Raw genomic sequence first — 5074 nt, 5'->3', positions numbered from 1 at the left:
CTGCTGCACGAGATGGCCAGGCGCGACGCGAAGCGCGGGCTGGCGTCGCTGTGCATCGGCGGCGGGATGGGCGTCGCGCTTGCGGTCGAGCGCGTCTGAGCGGCGGCTGACGACACGGTTCGCTCGCGGCGTGGGCCAGCGCCGCGGGCGAGCCAGGCGGTTTTCGCGCAAGACAGGCAGTCAATAACGCGCGCGAGGTTCCGGTGCGTGCCGCGCCCGCGACGCGGGCGGCTGCGCATCGAAGCGGTGGGGCGGCAGCAGGTGCGATGCCGTCGCCCCGCCTTTCATCGATTACTTTTTTGTCGGTAATTCATAGTATGACTAAGCGAATCGCAGTTGTGACAGGTGGGATGGGCGGCCTCGGCGAAGCGGTCAGCATCCGGTTGAACGACGCGGGTCACCGGGTAGTCGTCACGTATTCGCCGAACAATGCCGGCGCGGATCGCTGGCTGACCGAGATGCATGCGGCCGGCCGCGAATTCCATGCGTATCCGGTGGACGTGGCCGATCACGACTCGTGCCAGCAATGCATCGAGAAGATCGTCCGCGACGTCGGCCCGGTCGACATTCTCGTGAACAATGCGGGGATCACGCGCGACATGACGCTGCGCAAGCTCGACAAGGTCAACTGGGATGCGGTGATCCGCACCAACCTCGATTCCGTGTTCAACATGACGAAGCCGGTCTGCGACGGCATGGTCGAGCGCGGCTGGGGCCGCATCGTCAACATCTCGTCGGTGAACGGTTCGAAGGGCGCGGTCGGCCAGACCAACTACGCGGCCGCGAAAGCCGGCATGCACGGGTTCACGAAATCGCTCGCGCTCGAGGTCGCGCGCAAGGGCGTGACGGTGAACACGGTGTCGCCGGGCTATCTCGCGACGAAGATGGTCACCGCGATTCCGCAGGACATCCTCGATACGAAGATCCTCCCGCAGATTCCGGCGGGCCGGCTCGGCAAGCCCGAGGAGGTCGCGGCGCTGGTCGCTTACCTGTGCTCGGAGGAGGCCGGCTTCGTGACGGGCTCCAACATCGCGATCAACGGCGGTCAGCACATGCACTGACGCGCGGCGGCCCGCAGGGCGTGCGCGCCCGGCGGGCCGCGTTCCCCACTATCCCGCGCCGGAGCGGCGGCAGACGCGCCGCTTCGGCCTCGCATTCCGGAGAACGCATGGGCGACACCTGGCTGGGACTCGTGATCGGCGGCTCGGCACTGGCCGTCGCGCTGACGATGGCGATCTCGCTCTACTGGCTCGAGCGGCGCCGCGCGCGGCTGCTGAGGAACTTCGATCATCGCGATTGCTGGCTCGCCGCGTACGGCAAGTGCTTCGCGCGCAAGCCGGCGAGGTCGCTGCGCCGCATGCGTGGTGCACGCTGAGCGCGGTGCCGACGCGTCGCGATCGGTGAACGCTCGATGACCGGTCGATGAGCGGTCACGCCCCGCGCGCATGCCGTCGGCCATGCGCGCGGGACGCGTGATCAGTCGTTCTTTTCGCCCTTTCCAGCCGACTCGCCGGAGTCGTTCTTGTGGAAGATCCGCTTCGTCGTGCGCTTGGTGGCTTCCCAGCCTTCGCGCGACGCATGGGCGACGCCGTGCCCGACCGCTTTCGCGGCGCTCGCGGTCGCGTGGCCGAAGCTGCGCGCCGCGTCGCCGGTCTTGTGCGCGGCTTCCTTCGAATCGCGCTTGATGTCCTGCTTCACTTCCGACATGTCCGCGTGGGCGAGCGGGCCGAGCAGCGCCAGAACGAGCGTGGCGCCAATGAACTGACGAACTTTCACGACCGGGTTCCTTGAGGTGAGCCTCTTCATCGAGGATTCGTGTTGCCGGCAGGCGCCGGTTGAAACGCGCCGGCGGCCGATGCGTCGAGCATCACCGCCGCGCGGCCGGACAGCAGCACGCGCTCGCCGCAGCGCAGCGTGAATTCGTACAGCACCGAGCGGCCGTCGCCGCTCACGCGTTGCGCGTCGATGGTGAGCGGCTGCTTGAACGTGTCGAGGCGGTCGACGAACGCGTCGACGTTGCGCACGCTCGCGAGATAGCCGACGCGCGGGCGGGCTTCGTGTGCGCCGAGCAGCGCGCCGTGCACGGCCATCGCCTGCGCCGCGTACTCGATGCCGCAGACCGACGCGAGCCGCCCATGCGCGCGCAGCGGGTTGTCTGGATCGCGGTGGCTCGTCGCGGTGCAGCGGATTCGTTCGGTATCCCACGCATCGACCGAATCGAGCACGCACATCGTGCCGGCGTGCGGAATGTGCGCGGCAATCCACGCATGGTCGAGCGGTGGGGTCAATACGACCGTGGCGGTCATCGCTCGCGCTCCGCGAAGGGTTCGGACATTGCGACGTCGACCTGCACGCGCGTATCGGCCAGGTAGTCGAGCACGACGCGCGTCGATTGCCGTGCGGCGAGCGCTTCGAGCAGCGGCAGCACGCGGGCGGCCGGGTTGCCGGCGCGCAGTGCATCGAGTTCGGCATGCACGAGCGTCGTGGCGGGCGCATCGGTGAGTTGCACGTCGATGCGAGCGAGCGTGCGCGCGCTCGCTTCCGGCGCGAACACGAGCGCGACGCCGAACGCATCGCCGATCGGCCGCACCGCGCGCAGCGGTTCCGGATAGTCGGTGTCGTACGCGATCAGCAGGCTCGGCGCGCGATCGACGACGACCTGGCAGAGACTTTCGAGCAGGCCGGCGGCAAAGCTGCCGTCGTGCGCGCACAGCACGTTCGACGTCGCCGTCGCGCGGGTCGCGATGCTCCAGTAGCCGGCCGGCGCGTTGTGCACCGAGTTGTGGAAGCGGGTCGGCGACAGCTGACGATCGTCGCCGGCCAGCGTTTCGCAGATCGCGTGGCAGTTCTGGCCGTCGCCGCCGGATGCGCTGAACACGGTCGCGAGCGTCGCGGCGTCGCGGTCGCTCGCGGCCACCGCTTCGTGGCCGACCGCGAGCGCCGCGCGCACGACCGGGCCCGTGCGGCGCCGTTCGGCAGACGGTAGCCCGGCCGGCGGCGGCAGCTCGGTGCGGGCGGGCACGTAGGGCGCGCGGCCCGCGAGCACGTCGGCCGCGTGCGTCCAGTCTTTTAATCCCGGCCCGATGAGGCCGATGCTTTCGATGAAGGCGGTGAGTGTCATGGCAAGCCTCAACGGCGGGCGCGACCGGCTACGCGCTGGGCGCGGCCGAGGATCAGGCTGCAATTCGTGCCGCCGAAGCCGAACGAATTGGAGAGGACGGCGCGCACGCGCGTGTCGCGGCTCGCGAGCACGTAATCGGCGACGAGCGCGGGGTCGGGCTGCGTCGTGTTGACGCCGGCCGGCACGAACTGCTCGCGCAGCGCGAGCGCGGCGACGATCGCCTCCAGCGCGCCGGCCGCGCCGAGCGTGTGGCCGGTCGCGCCCTTCGTCGAGCTGCACGGCGTGCGGGCGAACAGCGCACCGAGCGCGCGGCTTTCCGCTGCGTCGTTGCTCGGCGTCGCGGTGCCGTGCAGGTTCACGTAGTCGATGTCGTGCGCGTCGAGGCCGGCGGATGCGAGCGCCTGCTCGATCGCGGCGCGCGCGCCGAGCCCTTCCGGATGCGGCGACGACATGTGATGCGCGTCGCTCGATTCGCCGATGCCGAGCAGCAGGATCGCGTCGGCGTCGAGCGTGGCGGGCGCGGCAGGGACGCGCTCGACGAGCGCGAACGCGGCGGCCTCGCCGATCGAGATGCCGTCGCGCGCGACGTCGAATGGCCGGCACGGCTGGCGCGACAGCAGTTCGAGCGAATTGAAGCCGTACAGCGTGGTCAGGCACAGCGAATCGACGCCGCCGACGACGGCCGCGTCGATCAGCCCGGCCTCGATCATGCGGCGCGCGGAGCCGAACACCTTCGCGCCCGACGAGCACGCGGACGAGATCGCCATCGCCGGCCCGCGCAGCGCGAAATACGCGCGCACGAACGCGGCCGGCGAATACGGGTTGTGCGTGTGCGCGTAGCGGAAGTCGGCGGGCAGCGCGCCGCTTGCCGGATCGCGGCACTGGTACGCGCGTTCGGTTTCGAGGATGCCGGCCGTGCTCGTGCCGACGAACACGCCAACGCGTGCGGCGCCGTAGCGCGCGACCGCCGCCGCGACGCGCGCGTCGAAGCCGTCCTGCGTCAGGCCAAGTTGCGCAAGGCGGTTGTTGCGGCAGTCGAAGTCGGCGAGATCGGCGCGCACCGGGTGCGCATCGACGCCGTCCACCGCACCGATCCACGTGTCGAGATCCGCACGCTCGAAGTTGCACGGCACGAGGCCGCCGCGGGCGTGGCGCAGCGCATCGAGGGTCGCGTCGAGGCCGCGGCCGATGCAGCTGGTGGCGGTGAAGTGCGAGAGCAGGAGAGGGTTCACGAGGGTCGCATCCGGTGGCCGGAGCGGGCGCCGCAGCAGGGCTGGCACGCGCGCCGTTCGAGGTCAGATTTTATCAAACGGGGGTGCCGGAACGCCCGGCCGGCCGGGCGGTTCGGGCGCCAGCGCCGCGCGCAGGGTGGTCCAGGGCAACTGCGCGTCGGCGGCCGCGCGCAGCACCGCGGGCAGCACGTCGAGCACGACCGGTTCGCGGCGCGTGTCGCGCGCCGCGTGACCGTCGTGCACGAGCAGGATGTCGCGCGCATCGAGCCCATGCAGCAGGCGGCGCGTGACGGTCGCGGCGTCGCGCGCACGCGTGTCGAAGCCGCGCCGCGTCCAGCTCGCGAGTTGCAGCCCGAATTCGCACAGCACCGGTTCGAGAAACGGATTGCGCAGGCCGGCCGGCGCGCGGAAGAACAGCGGGCGCGTGCCGGCGATGTCGGTCAGCGTCTGCTGCGCGGCCGCAATTTCGCGCCGCAGTGCGGCCGGCCCCGACAGCGAGAACGTATGGCGGTGCCGCTGGCTGTGGTTCTCGACCGCATGGCCGCGCGCGACGATCGCCTCGATCCACAGTGGGTGGCGGCGCGCGAGATCGCCGATGCAGAAGAACGTCGCGCGCGCGTCGTAACGGTCGAGCAGGTCGAGCACGCGCGGCGTCACGTCCGGGTCCGGACCGTCGTCGATCGTCAGTGCGATGCGGCGGCCCGCGCCGGCCGGCAGGCGC

8 protein-coding genes are annotated in these 5074 nt (G+C 70.8%); 3 read left to right on the top strand and 5 right to left on the bottom strand.

What is annotated here, in order from left to right:
• From H3O04_RS36840 to H3O04_RS33790, 3 genes are all read left to right on the top strand, one after another.
• A partial coding sequence (locus tag H3O04_RS36840) for a hypothetical protein (protein WP_175769666.1) occupies positions 1-99 on the top strand: 99 nt, incomplete at its 5' end.
• Between the two features lie 218 nt (positions 100-317).
• The gene (gene phbB, locus H3O04_RS33795; RefSeq protein ID WP_034174402.1) at positions 318-1061 is read left to right on the top strand and encodes an acetoacetyl-CoA reductase; all 744 of its coding nucleotides are present in this window, start codon (positions 318-320) and stop codon (positions 1059-1061) included.
• 107 nt (positions 1062-1168) lie between these two features.
• Positions 1169-1375 carry a hypothetical protein gene (locus tag H3O04_RS33790; RefSeq protein WP_011546221.1) on the top strand — a complete coding sequence of 69 codons (207 nt, stop codon included), beginning with the start codon at positions 1169-1171 and terminating at the stop codon, positions 1373-1375.
• Between the two features lie 101 nt (positions 1376-1476).
• Here H3O04_RS33790 and H3O04_RS33785 read toward each other — a convergent pair whose 3' ends face one another.
• From H3O04_RS33785 to H3O04_RS33765, 5 genes are all read right to left on the bottom strand, one after another.
• A complete protein-coding gene (locus H3O04_RS33785; RefSeq protein WP_006477808.1) occupies positions 1477-1806 on the bottom strand; it encodes a hypothetical protein in 330 nt (109 codons plus the stop codon).
• Positions 1803-2306, bottom strand: a complete 504-nt coding sequence (locus tag H3O04_RS33780; protein WP_124592174.1) for a hotdog family protein — start codon at positions 2304-2306, stop codon at positions 1803-1805. Before H3O04_RS33780 ends, H3O04_RS33785 begins: the two co-directional genes overlap by 4 nt.
• Positions 2303-3121: a beta-ketoacyl synthase chain length factor gene (locus H3O04_RS33775; protein WP_124477137.1), complete on the bottom strand. Its 819-nt coding sequence runs from the start codon at positions 3119-3121 to the stop codon at positions 2303-2305. The genes H3O04_RS33780 and H3O04_RS33775 overlap by 4 nt, the downstream gene beginning before the upstream one ends.
• Before the next feature lie 8 nt (positions 3122-3129).
• Complete coding sequence (locus H3O04_RS33770; RefSeq protein ID WP_105797750.1) at positions 3130-4353, bottom strand: beta-ketoacyl-[acyl-carrier-protein] synthase family protein; 1224 nt, start codon at positions 4351-4353, stop codon at positions 3130-3132.
• A gap of 63 nt (positions 4354-4416) precedes the next feature.
• Positions 4417-5074: polysaccharide deacetylase family protein (locus tag H3O04_RS33765; protein ID WP_202589345.1), on the bottom strand; the 658-nt coding region annotated here is incomplete at its 5' end.

Source organism: Burkholderia sp. KCJ3K979 (assembly GCF_016759955.1).
In the GTDB taxonomy this organism is placed as follows: domain Bacteria; phylum Pseudomonadota; class Gammaproteobacteria; order Burkholderiales; family Burkholderiaceae; genus Burkholderia; species Burkholderia orbicola.
Note: the sequence above shows the minus strand (reverse complement) of the source record. Positions and strands in the feature narration are given on the sequence as shown.